General features: G+C 68.9%; 20 protein-coding genes and 1 pseudogene. 13 read left to right on the forward strand and 8 right to left on the reverse strand.

What is annotated here, in order from left to right:
* Window positions 1-15: 15 nt before the first annotated feature.
* Both WJ35_RS24380 and WJ35_RS24385 read right to left on the reverse strand, forming a co-directional pair.
* The gene (locus WJ35_RS24380) at window positions 16-321 is read right to left on the reverse strand and encodes a DUF4148 domain-containing protein (RefSeq protein WP_069240184.1); all 306 of its coding nucleotides are present in this window, start codon (window positions 319-321) and stop codon (window positions 16-18) included.
* Window positions 322-570: 249 nt separating this feature from the next.
* Window positions 571-1,713 (reverse strand): porin, encoded by a 1,143-nt coding sequence (locus WJ35_RS24385; protein ID WP_069240185.1) that lies wholly within the window; start codon window positions 1,711-1,713, stop codon window positions 571-573.
* A gap of 309 nt (window positions 1,714-2,022) precedes the next feature.
* Here WJ35_RS24385 and WJ35_RS24390 point away from each other — a divergent pair, with 309 nt between their 5' ends.
* The 4 genes from WJ35_RS24390 to WJ35_RS24405 all read left to right on the forward strand — a co-directional run bounded on the left by WJ35_RS24390 (window position 2,023) and on the right by WJ35_RS24405 (window position 6,129).
* Window positions 2,023-2,487 carry a VOC family protein gene (locus WJ35_RS24390; protein ID WP_069240186.1) on the forward strand — a complete coding sequence of 155 codons (465 nt, stop codon included), beginning with the start codon at window positions 2,023-2,025 and terminating at the stop codon, window positions 2,485-2,487.
* A gap of 70 nt (window positions 2,488-2,557) precedes the next feature.
* A complete protein-coding gene (gene codA, locus WJ35_RS24395) occupies window positions 2,558-3,799 on the forward strand; it encodes a cytosine deaminase (RefSeq protein ID WP_069240187.1) in 1,242 nt (413 codons plus the stop codon).
* Between the two features lie 163 nt (window positions 3,800-3,962).
* Window positions 3,963-5,309, forward strand: a complete 1,347-nt coding sequence (locus tag WJ35_RS24400; protein ID WP_069240188.1) for a chloride channel protein — start codon at window positions 3,963-3,965, stop codon at window positions 5,307-5,309.
* Between the two features lie 88 nt (window positions 5,310-5,397).
* Complete coding sequence (locus WJ35_RS24405; protein ID WP_069240189.1) at window positions 5,398-6,129, forward strand: class I SAM-dependent methyltransferase; 732 nt, start codon at window positions 5,398-5,400, stop codon at window positions 6,127-6,129.
* Between the two features lie 40 nt (window positions 6,130-6,169).
* Here WJ35_RS24405 and WJ35_RS24410 read toward each other — a convergent pair whose 3' ends face one another.
* Together WJ35_RS24410 and WJ35_RS24415 are read right to left on the reverse strand one after the other, a co-directional pair.
* Window positions 6,170-7,588: a cytochrome-c peroxidase gene (locus WJ35_RS24410; RefSeq protein WP_011882162.1), complete on the reverse strand. Its 1,419-nt coding sequence runs from the start codon at window positions 7,586-7,588 to the stop codon at window positions 6,170-6,172.
* 102 nt (window positions 7,589-7,690) lie between these two features.
* Window positions 7,691-9,364 (reverse strand): phospholipase C, encoded by a 1,674-nt coding sequence (locus tag WJ35_RS24415; protein ID WP_011882163.1) that lies wholly within the window; start codon window positions 9,362-9,364, stop codon window positions 7,691-7,693.
* Window positions 9,365-9,768: 404 nt separating this feature from the next.
* Between WJ35_RS24415 and WJ35_RS24420 the strand changes: the two genes are divergently transcribed.
* Window positions 9,769-10,626, forward strand: a complete 858-nt coding sequence (locus WJ35_RS24420; protein WP_034193558.1) for an EamA family transporter — start codon at window positions 9,769-9,771, stop codon at window positions 10,624-10,626.
* A gap of 30 nt (window positions 10,627-10,656) precedes the next feature.
* On the opposite strand, the gene WJ35_RS24425 is transcribed toward WJ35_RS24420, so the two are convergent.
* Complete coding sequence (locus tag WJ35_RS24425; RefSeq protein WP_069240190.1) at window positions 10,657-11,130, reverse strand: Lrp/AsnC family transcriptional regulator; 474 nt, start codon at window positions 11,128-11,130, stop codon at window positions 10,657-10,659.
* Between the two features lie 314 nt (window positions 11,131-11,444).
* Here WJ35_RS24425 and WJ35_RS24430 point away from each other — a divergent pair, with 314 nt between their 5' ends.
* From WJ35_RS24430 to WJ35_RS24455, 6 genes are all read left to right on the forward strand, one after another.
* Window positions 11,445-12,830, forward strand: a complete 1,386-nt coding sequence (locus WJ35_RS24430) for an amino acid permease (RefSeq protein ID WP_069240191.1) — start codon at window positions 11,445-11,447, stop codon at window positions 12,828-12,830.
* A 46-nt stretch (window positions 12,831-12,876) separates the two neighbouring features.
* Window positions 12,877-14,079, forward strand: coding sequence for an amino acid aminotransferase (locus WJ35_RS24435; RefSeq protein WP_060238413.1), 1,203 nt, complete (start codon window positions 12,877-12,879; stop codon window positions 14,077-14,079).
* A 151-nt stretch (window positions 14,080-14,230) separates the two neighbouring features.
* A complete protein-coding gene (locus WJ35_RS24440) occupies window positions 14,231-14,629 on the forward strand; it encodes a DUF488 domain-containing protein (protein WP_069240192.1) in 399 nt (132 codons plus the stop codon).
* Between the two features lie 114 nt (window positions 14,630-14,743).
* Window positions 14,744-15,034, forward strand: coding sequence for a DUF1488 domain-containing protein (locus WJ35_RS24445; protein WP_011882169.1), 291 nt, complete (start codon window positions 14,744-14,746; stop codon window positions 15,032-15,034).
* A 16-nt stretch (window positions 15,035-15,050) separates the two neighbouring features.
* A complete protein-coding gene (locus tag WJ35_RS24450; protein WP_069240193.1) occupies window positions 15,051-15,290 on the forward strand; it encodes a UDP-glucose 4-epimerase in 240 nt (79 codons plus the stop codon).
* A 108-nt stretch (window positions 15,291-15,398) separates the two neighbouring features.
* Window positions 15,399-15,749, forward strand: coding sequence for a metal ABC transporter ATPase (locus WJ35_RS24455; protein ID WP_069240194.1), 351 nt, complete (start codon window positions 15,399-15,401; stop codon window positions 15,747-15,749).
* Between the two features lie 55 nt (window positions 15,750-15,804).
* Here WJ35_RS24455 and fnr read toward each other — a convergent pair whose 3' ends face one another.
* The 3 genes from fnr to lhpI form a co-directional block, all read right to left on the reverse strand.
* Complete coding sequence (gene fnr / locus WJ35_RS24460) at window positions 15,805-16,584, reverse strand: fumarate/nitrate reduction transcriptional regulator Fnr (protein WP_069240195.1); 780 nt, start codon at window positions 16,582-16,584, stop codon at window positions 15,805-15,807.
* Between the two features lie 17 nt (window positions 16,585-16,601).
* Window positions 16,602-17,009, reverse strand: a complete 408-nt coding sequence (locus tag WJ35_RS24465) for a response regulator (RefSeq protein WP_069240196.1) — start codon at window positions 17,007-17,009, stop codon at window positions 16,602-16,604.
* Between the two features lie 197 nt (window positions 17,010-17,206).
* Complete coding sequence (gene lhpI, locus WJ35_RS24470) at window positions 17,207-18,142, reverse strand: bifunctional Delta(1)-pyrroline-2-carboxylate/Delta(1)-piperideine-2-carboxylate reductase (RefSeq protein ID WP_069240197.1); 936 nt, start codon at window positions 18,140-18,142, stop codon at window positions 17,207-17,209.
* Window positions 18,143-18,384: 242 nt separating this feature from the next.
* Between lhpI and WJ35_RS24475 the strand changes: the two are divergent.
* Together WJ35_RS24475 and WJ35_RS24480 are read left to right on the forward strand one after the other, a co-directional pair.
* Window positions 18,385-19,123, forward strand: a pseudogene (locus tag WJ35_RS24475) (FadR/GntR family transcriptional regulator).
* Window positions 19,124-19,639: 516 nt separating this feature from the next.
* The gene (locus tag WJ35_RS24480; RefSeq protein ID WP_069240622.1) at window positions 19,640-22,171 is read left to right on the forward strand and encodes a penicillin-binding protein 1A; all 2,532 of its coding nucleotides are present in this window, start codon (window positions 19,640-19,642) and stop codon (window positions 22,169-22,171) included.
* The last annotated feature ends 276 nt before the right edge of the window (window positions 22,172-22,447 follow it).

Raw genomic sequence — 22,447 nt, forward strand, 5'->3', positions numbered from 1 at the left:
GTCGTTTGATGCGCGTTACAGCGAAGGCTTCGCCGCCACGCCCGATTCGGTCGCGCCGCCTTCGGCCGGGCCGTACGCGCGTTGCGCCGCATCGCGCGCGGCGAGTCGCCTGGCCGCAAGACGCTCCTGCGCGGCCATGATGTCGTCCGGATAGTTGCCGGCGTCGCCGAGCGACGGGTTGTAGCCGACGGATTCGAGGTCGTACAGTTCCTGCAGCACTTGCGCGCGCGTAACGGGCGACTTCGCCGACTGGGCGAACGACAGGGCGGGCGCGGCGAGCAGGACGGCTGCGGCGGCTGCGGTGACGACGAGCGATTTCACGAGATTCTCCTGTACACGGGGTGAGGCCGGTTCGACGATCGCGATGCATGATCGCAATGCGATTCGATCCATGGATGCCAGTCTATTCAGCGCACGCAGGCGCAAAAACCCCGATTCCAGGCAGGCAGCTTCTCAGATGGAACAACATTCTCGGATGCAGCATGAATGAACGCCGCCCGCGTCGGATGAACCGGCCGGTCAGGGCAGGTTCATCGTTGCGGGCGGCGTTCAGATCAGACGAATCGACGCTCAGAAGCGCGTACGCATGCCGATCGTGCCGACGATCTGGTTCGGCGTGCTCGACGCGCCGCCCGACCCGTTGATGAACGCCTGGTAGCCGCGGCCGGACGCGTGCTGGTACATCGCTTCCGCATAGACGTCGGTGCGGCGCGACAGCTTGTAGACGGCCTGCAGGTCGACCTGGTGCCACTTCGGGTCGGTGCCGTGCCTGCTGTCCGGGTTCGACACGCTGGCATCCGTGTACACGTACGCCGCGCCGAGGCTGAACGCCGGCGTCACCGCGTAACGCACGTTCACGTCGTAGTTGTTGAACGCGATCTGGCCGGTCGAGCCGAACGAGCCTGTGTTGTCGTATTGCGAACGCGTGTACACGAAGCCGACGGTGGTCGGGCCGAACGCGTAGTTGATGCCGCCGCCATACGAACGCATGCGGTCGGAGCCGATCGACCAGCCGCCCTGGTTCAGGCCCTTCGCTTCGGCGACGTCGGTCGCGCCGGGGCTCGCGCTCGTCGAACCCTTCGTGCCGTTCATCTGCAGGTAAGCGCCCGCGAGCTTCAGCGGGCCGTTGGTGTAGCTCGCCGCGACGCTGTACGCGCGGTTCGCGCCGAAGTTCGTCGCGTTCGAGAACGCGTACATCGCGCCGACCTTGAAGCCCGCGTACGTGTCGCTCGTGTACTTGACCGCGTTGTTGATGCGCAGCGAGTGGTTCAGGTTGTCGTTGTCGAACGGGTGCGCGAAGCTCGCGTCGCCGAAGTCGCCGGCGGTGGCCGACAGCGGCGCGACGAAGTCGACCATCGTGTCGTACTGGCGGCCGAGCGTCAGTGTGCCGTAGCCGTTCTCGCTGAGGCCGATGTAGGCGTGGCGGCCGAACAGCTTGCCGTCCTGGCCAAGCGAGCCGTTGTTGACGTTGAAGCCGTTCTCGAGCACGAACAGCGCCTTCAGGCCGCCGCCGAGATCCTCGGTGCCGCGCAGGCCGAAGCGGCTGCCGTTGACGGTGCCGCTGCTCATGCGCCACATCGACGCGCCGCCGGCGTTGTTGGTGTAGACGATGCCGGCATCGATCAGGCCGTACAGCGTGACCGAGCTCTGTGCGTGCGCGAGCGGGGCGAACAGCGCGGTCGTGCATGCGGCGGCAACGAGGGTTTTCTTCATCTGACAGCTCCTGCGTGTGGATGGATGACCAAAGTTCGGCGCAAGTTTAGGGGCGCGCGCGCCCGATTCGCGCGACGGCCGTCCGGAGACACTGTTGCGAGTTACGCAAAAGTGTGTCACACGGAGTTCACAAATCGCTGCAGCCGCGGAACCATACGCGTTTTCGTCACCGATGCGCTCCGCAAGACGCCGGCTGGGTGTGCGGCGTGTCGCAAATCGACAACATGCAGGCTCGCCGGTGCGAGCAGTTGATCGGCGCGCGGCGCGCATGGACAATGCACAGGCCCATACCGAGATCCGGAGATTCCGATGGTCACGCCCCGCCGACCTTCCCTCAGCAGCGCGCTGTGCTATCGCGACCCGAAAGGCGCGCTGGACTGGCTGGAGCACGCGTTCGGCTTCGAGCGCGCGATCGTCGTCATGACGCCGGCCGGCGACATCGCGCACGCGGAAATGACGTTCGGCGACGGTCTCGTCATGGTCGGCGGCGCCTGGGCCGACTGCATCGCGTCGCCGGAGGACACCGGCGGCCGCAATACCCAGCACGTCCACGTGCATCTTCCGGACGACGCCGACATCGACGCGCATTGCGAGCGCGCGAGGCAGGCCGGCGCGGTGATCCTGCAGGAGCCGGCCGACCAGTTCTGGGGCGACCGCACCTATCGTGCGCGCGATCCCGGCCGGCACGTATGGACCTTCGGCAAGCACGTGCGCGACGTGACGAACGACGAAATGCGCGCGGCGACCGGCCTGACGATCCACACGTTCCATTGAGCGCGACGCGGCATCTCGCTCACCCGTTCCCACCCGCGGCCCGCTGCGGCCGCTTCACGCCTGGACCCACATGAACGTCATCAATGCGCGCCTGCGCGGCCGCGACGGCCTGTTCACGATCGGCATCGACGCGGGCCGGATCGCGCGCATCGACGCCCAGCCGGCGGCGCTCACGCCCGCGAGCGGCGCCGACATCGACGCGGGCGGGCGGCTCGCGATCCCGCCGCTCGTCGAGCCGCACATCCATCTCGACGCGGTGCTCACTGCGGGCGAACCCGCATGGAACATGAGCGGCACGCTGTTCGAAGGCATCGAGCGCTGGGCGGAGCGCAAGGCGACGATCACGCACGAGGACACGAAGGCGCGCGCGCACGCGGCGATCGGCATGCTGCGCGATCACGGCATCCAGCACGTGCGCACCCACGTCGACGTGACCGATCCGTCGCTCGCCGCGCTGAAGGCGATGCTCGAAGTGAAGGACGAGGCGCGCGGGCTGATCGACCTGCAGATCGTTGCGTTCCCGCAGGAAGGGATCGAGTCGTTCGACGGCGGCCGCGTGCTGATGGAGCAGGCGATCGAGATGGGCGCGGACGTCGTCGGCGGCATCCCGCATTTCGAGAACACGCGCGAGCAGGGCGTCAGCTCGATCCGCTTCCTGATGGATCTGGCCGAGCGCACCGGCTGCCTCGTCGACGTGCATTGCGACGAGACCGACGATCCGCACTCGCGCTTTCTCGAAGTGCTCGCCGAGGAGGCGCGCGTGCGCGGGATGGGTGCGCGGGTCACCGCGAGCCATACCACCGCGATGGGTTCGTACGACAACGCGTACTGCTCGAAGCTGTTTCGCTTGCTCAAGCGCGCGGGGCTCAATTTCATCTCGTGCCCGACCGAGAGCATCCATCTTCAGGGGCGCTTCGACACGTTCCCGAAGCGGCGCGGCGTCACGCGCGTCGCGGAGCTCGACCGCGCGGGCATCAACGTGTGCTTCGGGCAGGACTCGATCAAGGACCCGTGGTATCCGCTCGGCAACGGCAACATCCTGCGCGTGCTCGATGCGGGGCTGCACATCTGCCACATGATGGGCTACCAGGACCTGCAGCGCTGCCTGGACTTCGTGACCGGCCACAGCGCGACGGCGCTGCAGCTCGGCGAACGGTACGGGCTCGAAGTCGGCCGGCCGGCGAACCTCGTCGTGCTCGACGCGGACAGCGACTACGACGCGCTGCGCCGGCAGGCGAAGGCGGCGCTGTCGATCCGGGGCGGGCGGGTGATCATGCGGCGCGCGCCGGAGCGGATCGACTATCCGGCGTGAGGAGCGGATACCCCGCGCCGCGCATGGATACGCAGAGTATTCGAAAAATGCATGAGTCGATTAGAAAAATACGTTTGTCTCATGAGCGCGGCCAACCTAGGATGCGGGCTGACGACGGCATGCGCGACGCATGCCGTTCCCCCGATTCCAGCCAGCCGATCCGATGCGTGCCGACCTCCCGCCCGTTCCCTCGTCCTCTTTGCCGCCGAGCGGCGCTTCGTTTATCCGATTCACCCGGCTCGCCGCGGTCGCGCTGCTGACCGGCGTCGGCGCGGGCCTCGGCGGCATGCTGCTCGCGCTGCTGCTGCATGTGATCCAGCATCTCGCCTACGGCTACAGCACCGCGCAGGTGATCAGCGACGAGAGCTTCCTGGCGGGCGTGACCGCCGCCGCGCCGCTGCGGCGGCTCGTCGTGCTGGGCGGCTGCGGGCTCGTCGCGGGCGCCGGCTGGTGGGCGCTGTACCGCTACGGCCGGCCGCTCGTCAGCATCCGGCGGGCGGTGCGCGCCGACGATCCGCGGATGCCGGCCGTCAGCACGACGATCCACGCGCTGCTGCAGATCGTCACAGTCGCGCTCGGCTCGCCGCTGGGCCGCGAGGTCGCGCCGCGCGAGATCGGCGCGCTGCTCGCCGGCCGGCTCGCGCACCGCGCGGGGCTGACGCCGGCCGACTGCCGGCTGATGGTCGCGTGCGGCGCGGGCGCGGGGCTCGCCGCCGTGTACAACGTGCCGCTCGGCGGCGCGGTGTTCGTGCTCGAAGTGCTGCTCGGCACGTTCGAGCTGCGCGCGCTCGTGCCGGCGGTCGTGACGTCCGCGATCGCCGCCGCGCTCGCGTGGCTCGGCCTCGGCAATGAGCACCAGTACAGCGTGCCGCCGTTCGTGCTGAGCGCGTCGCTCGTCGCGTGGTCGATCGTGTGCGGGCCGGTGTTCGGGCTCGCCGCGTACGGTTTCGTGCGGCTCACGAGCCAGGCGCGCGCGGCCGCGCCGAAGGACTGGCGGCTGCCGTTCCTTGCGCTCGTCAACTTCGCGGTGATCGGCTGGCTCGCGATGCGGTTTCCGCAACTGCTCGGCAACGGCAAGGGGGCCGCGTCGCTCAGCTTCGACGGCGCGCTGACGATCGGCGTCGCGGCGACGCTGCTTGCGCTGAAGGTGTTGATCACCGCAAGCAGCCTGCGCGCGGGTGCGGAAGGCGGCTTGCTGACGCCGGGCCTCGCAAACGGTGCATTGCTCGGCATCGTGCTGGGCGGGTGTTGGAGCGCCGTTTGGCCGGGCGTGTCGGTCGGCGGTTGCGCGCTGGTCGGCGCGACTGCGTTTCTCGCGGCGTCGATGCAGATGCCGATCACGGCGGTCGTGCTGCTGCTCGAGTTCACGCGCGCGAGCCACGACAGCCTGGTGCCGATGCTGCTCGCGGTGGCCGGGTCGCTCACCGCATACCGGTTCGCGCAGCAGCTCGCGCAACGCCGGGCGAATGCGGTCGCGGCGGTGGGCGTCGGCGCGACGGCGGCTCGCTAGGGGGCGTACGCAGCGCATCGCCGCGCATGCGCCGGCCGCGCGCCGTTCAGGCAGAATCGGCATTCCGTTTCCTGCCGATGGACTCCGCATGACCGATCCGAATCAGCCGTGCGCGCGCGACGCATACGCGAGCTTCGCGCAACGCTACGCGGACATCGCGCCGACCAAGGCGCACAACGCGCTGTACGAACGCCCGGCGTCGCTGGCGCTGCTCGGCGACGTCGCCGGCCTCGCGGTGCTGGACGCCGGCTGCGGCCCCGGCATCTGCAGCGAGCACCTCGCGCGCCACGGCGCGACCGTCCACGCGTTCGACATCACGCCCGAGATGGTCGCGCTCGCGCGAGCGCGCTGCGCCGGGCTCGCGGTCGAGGTGGCGCAGGGCGATCTCGCGGCGCCGCTCGACTGGCTGCCCGAGCGCGCCTTCGACAAGATCCTGTGCTCGCTCGCCTTCGACTACGTGCGCGATCTCGCCGTGCCGCTGCGGGAATTTGCGCGCGTCGCGCGGCCGGGCGCGACGCTGGTGTTCTCGATGGCGCATCCGATGCGCGACTGGATGGACGAGCGTACGCGCGGCGACGGCACGTACTTCGAAACGAGCCGGTTCGGCTTCCACTGGTCGGGTTTCGGCGAACCGAAACCCTATGTCGAAGCGTGGCGCCGGCCGCTGGCCGAGATACTGAACCCGCTCGCCGACGCCGGCTGGCGGCTCGACCGCTTCGTCGAACCGACGCCGCTGCCGCAGATGAAGGCCGTGTCGGAACGGCTCCATGCGGAGCTGTCGCGCTCGCCTGCATTCCTCTGCATCCGCGCGCGCCGCTGACGCCGCCGACGCCACATGTGCGGTCGGCGTCGTGCGCGGCTTACTTCTGCGGCGCGTCGGTCAGCGTGCCGAGGAACGCCTCGATGTCCTTGATGTCCTGCTCGGTCATCGCGGGCCGGTCGCCGGGCTTGCGGTCGAACGGCGCATCGGTCACGTCGACGTTCGCGCGGTATTGCGGCGGAATGTCGTCGTATTCGTCGACCTTGCCGTCCGCGCCGCGCGGATAGAACTTCTGCGGCGCGATGCTGCGCTCGTTGTAGAACGCCATCACCTGATCGAGCGTGTGGAACACGCCGTTGTGGAAGAACACCTGGCGCGTCGCCGCGTTGCGCAGCGTCGGCGTGAGGAACATCCCGCAGTACTGCGTCTGGTCCTTCAGGTCGTCGCGGAACGGCCCGCACACGCCGAGATCGTGGAACGCCGGGTTGCGGTTCGCCGCGAGCGCGCGGTTGCGCGGCACGCCGAGCGCCTCGTACTGGTAGTCGGTGAACATCGGCGGCAGGCCGTCCTTGCCCGGCTGCGACAGATGGCAGCCGGCACAGTTGGCCTTGGCCGGATCGTTGAAGAGCCGCAGCCCGCGCAGCTCGGTCTGCGTGAGGCGCGCGCGGCCTTCCAGCCAGCGATCGTACTTGCTGTCGTACGGATGGAACGACCGGTCCTCGACCTGGTATCGCGCAATCGCGAACATCGCCTCCGATACGACGAGCTGCGAGCTCGCGAACACGCGCGGGCCGAACAACTGCTCGAAGCGCGCGCGATGCGGCGACTGCGCGAGCTTGCGCGCGACGTCGTCGATGCTCGCGTTGGCCATCTCGACCGGGTTCAGCAGCGGCCCGAACGCCTGCTGCTGCAGCGTGTCGGCGCGGCCGTCCCAGAACATGCCGCCTTGCGGCACGAGTTGCGGCGCGGCCGCCGTGCCGGCCACCTTCTGCGCCTTGACCACGCCGGCAGCCGACGCCGCCTGCTGCGCGACGCTCGGCGCCGCGTCGTTTTCGCCCGCATCGGGGCCGATGCTGAAGTTCGGCTGCCGGTACAGATACATCAGCGACGGCGGCGGGCGGTAGCCCTGCTGCGTCATCGTGAGGCCGCCGGGCTGCACGTCGAGCGCGTTCGGCGGCCCGTAAGCGCGGTCGGGGCTGTGGCACGACGCGCACGACTGCTTGCCCGATGCCGACAGCGACGGATCGAAGAACAGCGCGCGCCCGAGCTGCGCGACCGCGGACAGCGGCTGCACGGGCGGCCGCTGCAGCACCACGGGATGCGGATTGGCGCCGGTCCAGTTCGCGACGACCTCGCCGATCGCGGCCGGCGTGCGCGCCGGAAACGCGACCGCGAAGGCGCCGTAGCCGAGCACGGCCGCGGCGAGCACGAAGGCCGCGCGGCGCAGCACGCGGGTGGGGGAGCGCGGCGCGGCGGCGCCGGGCGTGTCGGGGGACGGGTACGCGGGACGAGCTGTCATGCTGTGGGTCGAGGCGGTCGGGCGCCGCACGCGGCGGCGCTTGAAATGGAAACGGCCGGCGCGCGATGCGCCGGCCGACAGAGGCCGGTCAGGCGGTACCGGTCAGTTCGCCGGCGCCGCGCTCAGCACGGTGCCCTGGGTCGGATCGAGATACAGCGGCGCCGTGTTCGGCTTCGACGAGAAGTCGAACAGCCCGCGCAGGTCGCCTGCGACCGCATCGAACGAGCCGCCGCCGATGCGCTGGCCGCCGAGCCAGTTGTCCTCGATGAAGCGCAGGACCGATGCCTGGTCGATCAGCGTGTGGTCGACGTAGTTCTGCTTCGCGTACGGCGAGATCACGACCAGCGGGATGCGCACACCGGGGCCGCAGCGGCCGTTCACGGTGCTGCCGTTCACGCCGGTGGTGCCGCCGGAGCCGCACTTGCCGTTGCCGTTGAGCTGGTCGACCGCGTCGGACGACGCATGGGTCGGCGGCGTGTACACGTGGTCGTACCAGCCGTCCGAGTCGTCATACGTGACGATCACGGCCGTGTTCTGCCAGTCCGGCTGCTGCTGCAGGAAGTTGACCACCTTCGTCACGAACGCCTGCTCGTCGAGCGGGTCCGAGTAGCCGGCGTGCGCGTCCTGTGCAGCCGGCGCCTTCAGGAAGCTGACCGACGGGAAGTTGCCTGCCTTCACGGCCGCGAAGAAGTCGTCGCTGTCGTACTGGTGGTTCGCCGGCTCCGCCGTCTTGCCGTCCGTCTGGACGCTCGAGCCGATCGCCGCGATCGAGCTCGGCCGCGTGTGCTGCGGGTTCGACGTCGACGCGTAGTACTGGAACCAGTTGTGATGCGGGATGTAGTCGGCCGTCGCCGCGTTCACCGCCGTCGCGACCGTGCTGCGCGCGCAGCCCGTCGTGCCGTTGCCGTTGGTCGTCGACAGGTTGAAGCCGCCCATGAAGCCGCCCCACGTGATCTTCGCGGCGTTCAGCAGGTCGCCGATGTTCTTGCCGCTCATCATCGCCTGGTCGGTCGTGCTCGAGCACACGTCGTAGCCGGGGTCGACGTCGTTGATCATCGTGAGGCCGCCCTGGCCGTCGTTGATGTAGTACGACGTGGCCGCGAGCGTCGACGGCTGCTTCGACGTCTTGACGATCTGCATCCCGTTGGTCTGGCCCGCGATCAGGTTCAGCGCGCCCGGCGTCGACGGGCCGTAGACCGTCGTGTACGCGTTGTCGCTCATCGAGAAGCGCTGCGCGTAGTTCCACAGTGCCGTGACGGTGTTGCCGTCGAAGTAGCCCATCACCTGGCCCTTCGTGCCGAACGCGCCGGCGCCGCCCGCCGACGCCTTGCCGGTGTATTTCGGGAACAGGTCGGCGAGGCCGTTGTCCGCGGCCAGCTGTTCGGCCGTGTACGCGTGGTTCTGGTCGGCCGTGGCGGCCTGTGTGCGATCGAGGCGGAACGGATTGGCCGCGTCGGTGCCGTTGGCGGTGTTCGTGAAGTTCGGGTTCGCGGTGAGCAGCGTGCCCGTCAGCCCGTTGATCGACGGCGTGCCGGCCTTCGCGGTGAACGCCGGCTCGCCGGCCGGGTTCGTCGCGTTCGGGTAAGTGCCGAAATAGTGGTCGAACGACACGTTTTCGCCGTAGATCACGACGACGTGCTTGATCGGCGTGGCGGTCTGCAGCGCATCCTGCGACGACACCGCGGGCGTCGACGAGGGACCGTCGCTGCCGCCGCAGGCGAACAGCGCCAGTGTGGCGCCGGCGCAGGCGGTGACGAGCAAGGCTTGACGAAACATCGGGAAACTCCAGGTAGGTTGTTCGACGAAGGAGCGCCGCTGCGTCACCGGGTCGGTTCGGCGCGGCGCTCGTGGTAGAGCCCCGGCATTGAAACAGCTTGGTATGAAGATATGGGGGCGGAGCGGTTTCGCGATCATTGCGTGCCGGTATCGATTCCATTACGCCGCGCGCCGATGCGAAAGACAGTGGAAAGGAACGGCGCGCGTTCAGGCGCGTGCGATGACGGCGGCGGCATGTGTCGGCATCGCCGAGGCCCGCCTCGTGCGCCTCCTGCGTCGCGCGGCCGGTCGCTCATTCGGCGAAGCCGGTCCGCAAGCCTTTTTTGACAAGCCCGGGACGGATTCTTACGATGATCGGCCTGCGGCGACCCATTCCGCGTCGCTGCCGTCAGCGAGTGTCCAACGTGCCGATTCCCGTCCTGTTCGCCGTCCTGTGTGCCGCCTTCCTGCATGCGTCGTGGAATGCGCTGGTGCGCAGCAGCGGCGACCGGCTGCGCTCGGCCACCGTCCTGCAGATCGCGATCGGGTTGTTCGCGCTGCTGTTCCTGCCGGCCGCCGCGCCGATCGCGGCCGCGAGCTGGGCGTGCGTCGTCGCGTCCGCGGCGATTCACGTGGTCTACACGCTGCTGCTGGTGCGCGCGTACGAGCACGGCGACCTGAGCGTTGCGTATCCGGTCGCGCGCGGCACCGCGCCGCTGCTCGTCACGCTCGGGGCCGCGGCGTTCGCGGGCGAGCGCCTGAGCGCCGGCGCTCAATGCGGACTCGTCCTGATCTGCGCGGGCATCATGGCGATCGGCCTCGAGCGGCGCGCGGGCGCGGCGCACCGGATGAAGCAGGTGCTGCCGATCGCGTTCGCGACCGGCGTTTCGATCGCCGCGTACAGCGTCGTCGACGGAATCGGCGTGCGGGAAAGCGGCAGCACGATCGGCTATGCGGCGTGGACGTTCGTGCTGACCGGGGCGCTGATGGCCGCGTACTACCGGCTGCGGGCGGGGCCGCTGCGGCTCGCGCAGAATCTCGCCGACACCGCGAAGGCCGCGTGCGGCGGCGTGTTCGCGGCGCTCGCCTACGCGATCGTGATCTGGGCCATGGCGCGTGCGCCGATGGGGCCGGTGTCCGCCTTGCGCGAAACGAGCGTGGTGTTCGCGGCGCTGATCGCGCGCGTGTATCTCGGCGAGCGGCTGACGCCGCGTCGCGCGGCCGGATGTGCGGTGATCGCCGGCGGCGCGCTGCTGATCAGCGCGTTCGAAGCCGTGCGCTGAGCAAGGCGGCCCGCGCTGCGCGGCAGAGCATCAGGTTTCGACCGGCATCGCGCTCGTGCACTTGATCTCGTCGAGGCAGACGCTCGAATGCACGCCGCTCACGCCGGGGATGCGCATCAGCGTTTCGAGCAGGAACGTGGACAGGCCCTTCAGGTCGTGCGCGACGACCTTCAGCACGTAGTCGATGTCGCCCGTCACGGAGAAGCACTCCTGAATCTGCGCGAGCTCGGACACGAGCTTCTGGAACTTGGACAGATCGCGAATGTGCCCGCGCTCCATCGTCACGTGCACGAACGCGGTGACGCCGAAGCCGAGCGTGTCGGGGCAGAGCCGCGTCTCGTAGCGGCGGATCGCGCCGATCTCCTCGAGCCGCCGGTGGCGGCGCAGCGTCTGCGCGGGCGACAGGCCCACCGCCTTCGCCAGCTCGAGATTCGATGCGCGGCCATGCTCCTGCAGGATCGCCAGCAAGTTCCGATCGATGCGGTCGAGTACCGGTTCAGGCATTTTTGTTTCCTCATCTGTCTCCCGGATGCAATCTTATCTCATAATGTAGGGTTTGCATGAACGGGTTACGAAACCCGATTTCGTCGTCGCGACGCTAAACTGACGCCGGATTTTCGTGCGCGATCGCGGCAACGCGGTTGCGGGCGGCAGTCGGCGGCCGGTTGGGCGGGCTTGCCGACGACGGTCGGGCGTCGCCGCGCGAAAATTGCAGTCCCCAACCTGGCGGCCCCACGAAGGGCCGCCGGCACAGCAAAACAGCGCGCGGCACACCGACGCGCACCGCTTCCGCCGGAAGCGGACAAAGTGGAGAAGACATGGTTTCAGAACACGAGAAGGACGGCCTGAAGCGCGGGCTGAAGAATCGCCACATCCAGCTCATTGCGCTGGGCGGCGCGCTCGGCACGGGGCTCTTCCTCGGCATCGCGCAGACGATCAAGATGGCGGGCCCGTCCGTGCTGCTCGGCTACGCGCTGTCGGGCGTCGTCGCGTTTTTCATCATGCGGCAGCTCGGAGAGATGGTCGTCGACGAGCCGGTCGCCGGCTCGTTCAGCTATTTCGCCGACAAGTACTTCGGCCACTTCGCCGGCTTCCTGTCCGGCTGGAACTACTGGGTGCTGTACATCCTCGTCGGCATGGCCGAGCTGTCGGCCGTCGGGATCTACGTGCAGTACTGGTGGCCGGGCGTGCCGACCTGGGTGTCCGCGCTCGTGTTCTTCGTCTTCATCAACCTGATCAACCTGACGAGCGTCAAGTCGTACGGCGAGACGGAATTCTGGTTCTCGATCATCAAGGTTGCCGCGATCGTCGGCATGATCGGCTTCGGCGGCTGGCTGCTCGCGAGCGGCCATGCGGGCCCCGAGGCGAGCGTCGCGAACCTGTGGCAGCACGGCGGCTTCTTCCCGAACGGCGTGTCGGGCCTCGTGATGTCGATGGCGGCGATCATGTTCTCGTTCGGCGGGCTGGAGCTCGTCGGCATCACCGCGGCCGAGGCGGACGATCCGCAGCACAGCATCCCGCGCGCGACCAACCAGGTGATCTACCGCATCCTGATCTTCTACATCGGCGCGCTCGGCGTGCTGCTGTCGCTGTATCCGTGGGAGAAGGTCGTCACCGGCGGCAGCCCGTTCGTGCTGATCTTCCACGCGCTCAGCAGCGACCTGGTCGCGAACGTGCTGAACGTCGTCGTGCTGACGGCGGCGCTGTCGGTCTACAACAGCGGCGTGTACTGCAACAGCCGGATGCTGTTCGGCCTCGCGCAGCAGGGCAACGCGCCGAAGGTGCTGTGCTCGGTGAACAAGCGCGGCATTCCGCTCGCGGCGCTCGGCGCATCGGCGCTCGCGACCGGCATCTGCGTGGTGGTCAACTACTTCATGCCGGGCAAGGCGTTCGAGCTGCTGATGGGGCTCGTCGTGTCGGCGCTGATCATCAACTGGGCGATGATCAGCCTGATCCACCTGAAGTTCCGCCAGGCCAAGCGCGAAGCGGGGCTGCAGACGCGCTTCCGCAGTCTGGGCTATCCTTTCACGAATTATGTGTGCCTCGTGTTCATGGCCGCCATTCTCGTCGTGATGTACCTGACGCCGGGCCTGCGCCTGTCCGTGTACCTGATCCCGGTGTGGCTCGCGGTGCTCGCGGTCGGGTATCGCTTCCGTCAGAAGAATGCCCGCTATGCGCTCGGCGACGGCGCATCGGCGCGCTGACGCAGGCCCGCACCCGATCACTCCTACGAACCAGACCGATAAAGCCATGTTCGAACACATCGACGCGTACCCCGGCGATCCGATCCTGACGCTCAACGAGAATTTCCAGAAGGATCCGCGCGACCAGAAGGTCAACCTGAGCATCGGCATCTATTTCGACGCCGAAGGCCGGATTCCGGTGATGGAGGCCGTGCGCGAGGCCGAGACCGCGCAGCAGCGCGAGATCGGCGCGAAGCCGTATCTGCCGATGGTCGGCATGGCGCCGTACCGCGACGCGGTGCAGGCGCTCGTGTTCGGCGCGGATCATCCGGCGCGCGCGGCGGGCCGCATCGCGACCGTGCAGACGCTCGGCGGCTCCGGCGCGCTGAAGGTCGGCGCCGATTTCCTGAAGCGCTACTTCCCGGGTGCGCAGGTGTGGCTCAGCGATCCGAGCTGGGAAAACCACCGCTTCATCTTCGAGCGGGCCGGCTTCACGGTGAATACGTACCCGTACTACGACGAAGTGACGGGCGGCCTGAAGTTCGACGCGATGCTCGCGGCGATCGACGCGCTGCCGGCGCGCAGCGTCGTGCTGCTGCACGCGTGCTGCCACAACCCGACCGGCGTCGACCTCGACGAAGGCCAGTGGCAGAAGCTGATCGACGTGATCGAGACGCGCGAGCTGCTGCCGTTCGTCGACATGGCCTACCAGGGCTTCGGCGCGGGCCTCGACGCGGACGCGTTCGCGGTGCGCGAGCTGGCCCGCCGCGGCCTGCCGGCGCTGGTCGCGAACTCGTTCTCGAAGAACTTCTCGCTGTACGGCGAGCGCGTCGGTGGCCTGAGCGTGGTGTGCGAGGACGCTGCCGCGGCCGAGCGCGTGCTCGGCCAGCTCGCGGGCGCGGTGCGGTCGAACTACAGCAACCCGCCGATCCACGGCGCGAAGATCGTGTCGACGGTGCTTACCACGCCCGCGCTGCGCAAGCAGTGGGAGGAAGAGCTTTCCGCGATGTGCCGCCGCATCGCGCGGATGCGCCAGTCGATCCACGACGGCCTGCGCGAACATGTGAGCGGCGAAGCGCTCACGCGCTACGTGAAGCAGCGGGGGATGTTTACGTATACGGGGCTGACCGAAGCGCAGGTCGACGCGCTGCGCGAAGTGCACGGCGTGTACGTCCTGCGTTCGGGGCGGATGTGCGTTGCGGGCTTGAATGACTCGAACGTCGGCATCGTCGCCGATGCGATCGGGAAGGTGCTGAAGAGCGGCGTTTGAGGGGCGTCTGAGGGGCGTCCGAGCGGCGTCCGGGCACGCCCGATCGTCCTGACGAAACCGGCTGTCTCCCGCGCGGAGGCAGCCGGTTTTTTGTTGTGCGGCGCGGGCGCGGCAGTACGATACGGAATCGAATCCGTAGCAAAGGAGCGGCATGGCAATTCGAATCGTACGGCTCGGCACGCCGCGCGCGGCCGGCGAGGGCCTGCGGATCGGCACGGTGCGGCGTCCGCCGCGCGGCGTGCCGAAGGCCGAGTTCGCGTCGCGCGATTACTACGACGTGTGGCTGCCGACGCTGTCGCCGAGCGCGGAGCTCGTGGCCGACGCGCAGGCCGCCGAGACCGACGCGCAGTGGCACGCATTCGCGCGCCGGTTCCGCGCCGAGATGGCGCACGGCGACGCTTCCAAGGTGCTGGACCTGCTCGCGGCGCTGTCGGCGACCACGCAGTTCTCGATCGGCTGCTACTGCGAGGACGAGCGCCGCTGCCATCGCAGCGTGCTGCGCGAACTGCTCGAGGCGCGCGGCGCGACGATCGCTTCGGACGCCGACTGAGCCCATGCGGCGGCGTGATCGGGCACGGCGGCGGCGCGCGCTGCGGCCCGGTTGACGTGGGTCAATCGGACGGTGGCGCGGGCCGTTATGCTCATGGCTTGAATCGTCCCGACGATGACAGGCGCACAAATGCAGATAGCCTTTCCACCGGAACCGCCCGAGTATCGCGGGCGTGACCTGGTCGTCGCGTTTTCGGCGCGGGTCGACGGCCACGGCGTGCCGTGCGCGATCACGGCGGAAGCACTGGAAGACCATTTCGGTGCGCGCTCGCTGCTCGAGCGCGACTTGCTGGTTGCATTCGAAGCACACCGGCCGGCGATCGAGGCGATGGCGGCCCGGATGCTCGCCGAAATCGGCGGCCGGCCGGTGTTGCTGCACAGCGGCCACTTCCGGATGGCCGACTGACACTGCAGGAGGGCGCATGACACTGCAAGGCACGATTCATGAACGCGACTGGTCCGTCGAGATCGAGACGCGGCAATGCGAATCCGGCGGGTTCCGCTGCCGCGTGCAGGTCGAGCACGGTGCCGGGCCGAAGCACTTTCATCATACGTTCGAGCACAGTCATGCATATCCGACCGAGCGCGAGGCGGTGCTCGCCGGCCTGCGGGCCGGCATGACGTGGATCGAACTGAAGCGGTCGCAGACATTCAGCGTGTGAACCTCGCGCGCCGATCGTGTGTGGATCGATTGCCGGATTCGGCAACAGGCGGACTTGTAGGACAGGCAACGTGGTCGACCAGCGTGTGACCCGTCAGGAGGGAGCAACATGGGCGTGGGCATGCAGATCGCCTACTTCGGATTCGCCGGTTCGGCCGCGCTCGAAGCTGAAGCGGGCGCGCAACTGGTGCGGCTCGAGCGCTTTCACGCGCGGGTCGACGAATGTCGCCTGGCGATCGAATCGCGCGCGACGGGTGACGACGCGCTGTACGACGTACGGCTCGAATTGCTGATGAACGGCCGTGCGGTGGCGCCGGTGCCCGCCTGCAGCGGCGTCGACGTGAACGAAGCGATGGGGCGTGCGTTCGCCGCGGCCGAGCGGGTGTTGTCCGCGGGGCACGCGGACGATCCGCTGTCGCCCGCATTGTCGGCGGCCGAGACGGGCACCGCCGCGCACTGACGTGCGACCCGCACCGGCACGCGCTGGAGCGCGCCGGCGCCGCACGCGCGACCGGTTACACCTGCGCGAGCGCCGGCGCGTCGATGATGCGCACGCGCTTGCCGTGCGTCTCGACGAGCGATTCTCGATGGAACCGGGAGAACATCCGGCTGACGGTCTCGAGCTTCATCCCGAGGTAGCAGCCGATTTCCTCGCGCGTCATCCGCAGGTTGAACTCGGAGGCCGAATAGCCGCGCGCGTGGAAGCGCGACGACAGGTTCAGCAGGAATTGCGCGACGCGCTGCTCGGCGGACATCGTGCCGAGCAGCAGCATCTGGCTCGATTCGCGGACGATTTCGCTGCTCAGCATCTGGTACAGGAAATGCTGCATCGGCTTCATTTCGCGGCAGGCCGCCTCGAGCTGGCCGAACGGGATGATGCACACGACGCTGTCCTCGAGCGCGATCGCGTCGCAGCAATGCTGGCCGCTGCTGATGCCGTCCATGCCGAACGTCTCGCCGGCGATCTGGAAGCCCGTCACCTGTTCGCGGCCGTCGCGATGCACCATGACCGTCTTGAACGACCCCGCGCGCACCGCGTAGATGCTCTGGAACGGATCGTCGGTGCGGAACAGCGCGTCGCCCTGGCGGACATGGCGGGTCGTGCAGATGATCGAGTCGAGCCGGCCGTATTCGGCCGCGGTGAGCTGCGGCGGCAGGCACATCGAGCGCATCACGCAGGCCGAACAGCGGACTGCGCAATGCTTCGCGCCGTCGTGACGCGTGGACGCGGGAAGCGGAACGTTCGGCCGGGGCGCGATGGCGGGATCGGCGGCGCAGGCGGTGGCTTGATGCATGAGTCACTCCGGCTCGGTCAGGGCTGGTGCGCGCGAGCGTGCACCAGGGATTCGATGACATGGCATGCGGCGTCGAATTCGGCGGTCTTGTCGAAGAAGTAATCCGCTCCGGCCGTCGCGCATGCCTCCCTGAACGCCGGCGCCGAATGGTTCGTCAGCACGATCGTGACGACGCGCGGCGCGGCCTTCGACAGCATGCCGATCAGGTCGAGGCCGTTGCCGTCCGCGAGCCGCAGGTCGACGATCACGACATCCGCCTGGCACCGGCGGATGTGCATCCACGCACCTTGGCCGTCCTCCGCTTCACCCACGACGTCGACGCCACGGATCGCGCCGACGAGCAGCGCGATCCGTTGCCGGACGGCATTCGCGTGGTCGACAAGAAACACCCTGAGCGCGGCGGCGGGTGGCAGGCTGGCATTCATCCGGCCAGTATCCGGTTGCGACGCCAAAAAGGAAATCGGCCGAATTGGAAGTTTTTGTAGGGGAGTTCGGCGCGTTGTAGGGCGTTTCCTACAACGCCGTCGGGGAATCGGCAGTGCGGCGGGGCGTGCAGCTGGTCGTCCAGCTGGTCGTGCGGTCGGCGGCGCGGCGCTGCCGGGAGCGTCGCGCCGCCGTCGAATCAGCCGCGCTGGCGCGCGTCGAGCGCGTCGCGCGCCGCGCGGCAGGCGGCGAGATCCCATGCCGCGCAGCCGACGCTCTTGAACAGCAGCGGCCCGCCGCGCACGAACGCGCCGCCGAGCACGTCGGCGAGCGAAGCCACGTTGCGCCAGTCCACCTGCGCGAGGATCAGGTCGCCCGCCTCGTGGCGCGCGCCGGCCGGGTCGTCGACGACGAGCCGGCTGTTGCGCACGGTGCCCGCGTCGATTTCCGCCGCGTCGGCGGTGAACGCGCCGACGCCGACCACCAGCCGGCCTTCGCGCGCGGCTTCGCGATAGACCGGCGTGCGGCTCGTCGTCAGCGTGACAACGACGTCGACGGTGTCCGGAATGTCGTCGCCGTCGAGCGGCGCGAGCCGCGGCGCGTGGGCGCGCTGGGCGTCGCAGAACGCGGCTGCGCTCGCAGCGCTTGTGCCACGCACGAAGAGGCGCGCACCGGGAAAGATCGTCGCGAGCGCTTCCGCGTGATTGGCCGCTTGCCGGCCGGTGCCGATCAGCAGGATCTCGCGCGGCGCGTCGCCGTGCAGCGCCTGGATGCCGAGCGCGGTCACCGCGGCGGTGCGCCGCCCGGTGACCGTCGGGCCGTCGAGCACGAAACGCATTTCGCCCGTCGTCGCGTCGCACGCGATCACCTGGCCGAGGATCGTCGGCAGCCCGCGCGCGGCGTTGCCGGGGCAGACGTTGACGAGCTTGTGGATCGCGATGTCGCGCGCGCTCGACGGCATCGACAGCATCACGCCGCCCGCCTGCAGCGGCACGACGAGACGCTCGGGGCTGATGATCCCGCCCGCCGCGTACTCGACGACGGTTTGCCGGAGGGCGGCGAGCAGCGCCGGATAGTCGAGCAATGCGGCCGTCGCGGCCGCGCCAAAAACGGGAGTCTGGGAGAGAGCGGTCATCGTATGCGTCGGTCGAGCGTGGACGGCGGGCGGACAGCGCGCCCGGTGCTGGGTTGCCGGATACCGCGAGACGGGCAGTCTGGATCGAATCTATACCAATTTCCGGCGGCATGACAAGCGGGAAAATAAAACGTCCGGGTGCTTTTGGTTCTAATATCTGTCCAGAAGCGGGCGCTGCGGCGCGCCGCTCCGGTATAGTGCGAACCCGTCCACGACCCCCAACATCCGGCAGGAGCCCCACGATGTCGTCCGCGCGCACCGAATTCCCCGAAATCGGCTTCCGGCCGCTGCAAATCTACGAGCAGGTTGCCGAAAAGATCCGCGACGAGATCCGCGCGGGGCGCTATGCGCCCGACACCCGGCTGCCGTCGGAGCGCGAGCTCGCGGCGCTGTTCCAGGTCGGCCGCCCGGCCGTGCGCGAGGCGCTCGGCGCGCTGCAGAACGAAGGGCTCGTGTTCACGAAGCGCAACTCGGGCACCTACGTCGTATCGGCCCCGCTCGACGTGCTGGCGCGGCGCGGCGACCCGCGCGCCGCGGCCGAGGCCGACTTCAGCCCGACCTCGACCCTCGACGTGCGGCTGATCCTCGAGCCGGCGATCGCGCGCCTCGCGGCCGCGCATCGCAAGCCGGGACCCGGTCGCCGAGCGCTATCTCGCGCAGATGGAAACGATCACCGATATCGACGATCCGCAGCAGCGCGCGCTGTGGAACGAGAGCGACCGGCTGTTCCATCGGCAGCTCGCGCTGATGACGGGCGACGCGCTGATCGTGAAGATCGCCGACGAAGTCGCGAAGACGATGGATCAGCCGCTGTGGAAGCGCCTGAAGGACGACGGGATCTACGACGCGGGCCGGATCAGGCTCTACGTGTCCGAACACCGGCTGATCTACGAGGCGATCGTCGCCGGCGACGCCGACGCGGCCGCGTTCTACGTCGAGCAGCACATCCTGCGCGTGCGGCGCGACATCGCGCCGAAGTAGGGTGGCGGTGGCGGTTTGGTTCTGAGCGCGACCAAAGGCGACGCACATCGGGCGAGGCTGGTCGGAGGTTGACCGGGTTTATGGTGGATTGGCTCGATACATAACCAATCGCCGGGCCACCTTATCGGCGGCCCGGCGTTTGGCCCATCCGAGCCACGGCCGTCGCGCGCGGCATCCACGCAGCAATTCGCCGTGACGGCGCCGCCGATCGGCGCGGCACGCGCGCTGAATGCGGCGAACCGGCTAAACCAGCTAAACCCGCCGAAAGCGCCGAAAGCGCCGAAAGCGCCGAAAGCGCCGAAAGCGCCGAATCCGCCGAATCCGCAGGCAGCACCGACCGCGCCCGCTTGCCGTCTCCCCGACGCATAGCGCAGCTTCCCACTGCGCACACCCGCCTTTTTCGACAAGAAATCACCCGCGGAACCCCGCCAAACGGGCGCCGCCCGGAATTGCGCCCGACTTTTGGTACGATGCTGCCTTTCCAGCAGATCCCACATCCGCGTGAATCGCCGAAACGTGTCGTCAGTGCGTGACCTTTGTGCCAAGTGGGTCGCGCGCGTCCAACCCGTCGCGGCCGCCGTCGCCGCGTTGCTCAAGCGTCTCCTGGCTGCCGCCTGGCTGCACCTGCGTCACCCGACGCGTCGCGGCGTGCTGCTCGCCGTCGCCGCCGTGCCGGTGCTGTTCGTGCTGTACGTGCTCGCGCTGATCCCGTTCACGCCGGGCATCGGCGACATTCGCAAGGCGCGCGTCGACCAGCCCGCGCAGGTGCTGTCCGCCGACGGCAAGCTGCTCGCCGAATTCAAGCCGTCGAACCGCGAATGGGTCGCGCTCAAGCAAATCTCGCCGCACATGATCGACGCGCTGATCGCGACCGAGGATCACCGCTTCTATGAGCACCACGGGCTCGACTGGCGGCGCACCGCGGGGGCCGCGCTGCACACGTTCTCGGGCAGCCGCCAGGGCGGCTCGACGATCACGCAGCAGCTCGCGCGCAACCTGTATCCGGACGAGATCGGCCGCGCGCCGACGCTCACGCGCAAGCTGAAGGAAGCGATCACCGCGCTGAAGATCGAGGCGGTCTACAGCAAGGACCAGATCCTCGAGACCTACCTGAACACGGTGCCGTTCCTGTACAACGCATACGGCGTCGAGATGGCCGCGCGCACCTATTTCGACAAGTCGGCCGACGAGCTCGACGTGCTCGACAGCGCGACGCTCGTCGGGATGCTGAAGGGCAACAGCTACTACAACCCGGTGCTGAACCCCGAACGCGCGCTGCAGCGGCGCAATACCGTGCTCGGCCAGATGGTGAAGTACGGCAAGCTGTCGCCGGCGGCGCTCCCGCAGCTCCAGCGCCGCCCGCTGCGGATCGACTTCGAGCGCCAGAAGGAGCCGCCCGGGCCTGCGCCGCACTTTGCGCAGCAGCTGCGCAAATGGCTGATCGCATGGGCCGACCGCAACGACTACAACATCTACTCGGACGGCTTGATCGTCCGCACGACGATCGACGCGCGCCTGCAGGCGATGGCGACGCAGGCGCTCAAGCAGCAGGCGAACGCGCTGCAGGGCATCGCGAACGGCGCATGGAGCGGGCGCGACGGCTGCGGGACCGACAACGAGGTGTTCCGCGCGTTCATGCGCGAAGCGCCCGAATACAAGGCGATGCAGGACGCCGGCAAGAACGACGCCGCCGCGATGAAGGCGCTCGCCGCCGACCGCGGCTTCATGCGCGCGCTCTGCAAGACCAAGACCGACGTGCAGGCCGGCTTTCTCGCGATCGATCCGCGCAGCGGGCAGATCCGCGCGTGGGTCGGCAGCCGCGACTTCACGGCCGAGCCGTTCGACCACGTCGCGCAGGCGCGCCGCCAGCCGGGCTCGACGTTCAAGCCGTTCGTCTACGGCGCGGCGTTCGCGAGCGGAATGAAGCCGGACGACACGTTCGTCGACCAGCCGGTCGAAATCCCGCTGAAGGGCGGCGAGATCTGGCGGCCGAACGACGACGCGCCGCCGACGGGCAAGCCGATGACGCTGCGCGACGCGATCGCGCTGTCGCGCAACCGGATCACCGCGCAGGTGATGGAGAAGATCGGGCCCGCGAAGGTCGCGCGGCTTGCCTACGCGATGGGCGTGCGCGACAGCGCGCTCGAACGCGTGCCGTCGCTCGCGCTCGGCACGAGCCCGGTGACGCTCAAGGAGATGGTGGCGTCGTATGCGACGATCGCGAACGGCGGGCTGTACGTCGAGCCGCAGATGGTGACGCGCATCGAGACCCGCCAGGGCGAAGTGCTCGCCGAGTACGCGCCGGCGCCGCCCGAGCGCGCGCTCGACGCCGAGACCGACAAGACGCTCGTCGACGTGATGCGCGACGTCGTCGATCGCGGCACCGGCGCGAGCATCCGCACGCGCTTCGGGATTCGCGGCGACGTCGCGGGCAAGACCGGCACGACGCAGGACAACGCGGACGGCTGGTTCATCCTGATGCAGCCGGATCTCGTCGCGGGCGCGTGGGTCGGCTTCGATGACGGGCGCGTGACGCTGCGCAGCGATTACTGGGGACAGGGCGCGCACAGCGCGCTGCCGATCGTCGGCGACTTCTTCCAGCGTGCACTGCGCGCGCGGATCGTCGATGCGAAGCTGAAATTCGATACCGAGCCGTCGCCGGGGTGGTTCGCGTCGGTGCGGGAGCGCGTGACCGACCTGTTCGACGGCTGGTTCGGACCCGAGCCGAAGAAGGCGCCGACGCGCGTCAGGACTCAGCGTATCGAGCGGCAACCCGACGCCGATGCGGCCGCGGCTTCGGCGGCCTCTGCAGCATCCGCGCCGGAAGCCGCGTCCGGCGGCATCGTCGAGGAATGGGTGCCGGCGTCCGAGGTGGCCGCGTCGGCGGCAGCGCTGTCGGGCGGCGCGTCGCAAGCACCGGTCTTGCCGCCGCCGGCAGCCGGCAGCGCGGGGAACGCGGGCGGCGCCGGGCCGGGTGCGGCATCGGGCGTCGCGCCTGGGCCGGCGCCGGCGCCTGCGTCGCCGGAGAGCGCCAGCAGTTCGCAATGAGCTTGCGATCGGCTGTCGCGCCTGGGGCGATGCCTGGGTCGGTATCACCGGCAATCCGCAGTAACCGGACGTTCGGTTTTGGCGCGATGCTGCCGTAATCACGTTGTCGCGACAGTTCACGCGGCCACGCCGCGCCTTTCTGATGCGGCCCCATCACTGATCACGTCGCGCTCGCGCGCGACGAGGTGCCGCTTCGTTTCGATATATGCGGATGCAGACGACGCTGCGTGATCCCGCGCAGCAGCAGTCCTGTTCGATCGCTTCCGGTCCGTGCGC

Origin of the sequence: Burkholderia ubonensis (assembly GCF_001718695.1) — a bacterium.
GTDB classification, from domain to species: Bacteria; Pseudomonadota; Gammaproteobacteria; order Burkholderiales; family Burkholderiaceae; genus Burkholderia; species Burkholderia ubonensis_B.